1 pseudogene is annotated in these 255 nt (G+C 67.1%); it reads left to right on the top strand.

From position 1 onward, the window contains the following. A pseudogene (locus FNJ47_RS47105) lies at positions 1-255 on the top strand (IS5/IS1182 family transposase); the annotation flags it as partial.

The following is a 255-nucleotide window of genomic DNA, read 5'->3' as shown; positions in this document are numbered from 1 at the left end:
GAGCGCGGCCGGCGAGCAGATCGTGGCCGGGTTGGACGTGACCAATATTGGTTCCGATCGCGGCCTCATGCAGCCAATGCTGGATCGCTTGCGCGCGCGGACCGGCCGCCTTCCGGGCCGCCATCTCGTCGATGGCGGCTTTGGCCGTGCCGAGGACATCGAGTGGGCGCATGATCAAGGGGTTGAGGTCTATTGTCCGCCCACGCAATCCAAGCACGGTACCAATCCCTACCTGGCGCGGCGCGGCGACGGTCC

The organism is Bradyrhizobium uaiense (assembly GCF_010811875.1).
Taxonomy (GTDB): domain Bacteria; phylum Pseudomonadota; class Alphaproteobacteria; order Rhizobiales; family Xanthobacteraceae; genus Bradyrhizobium; species Bradyrhizobium uaiense.
This window is presented reverse-complemented; position numbering and strand designations above follow the sequence as displayed.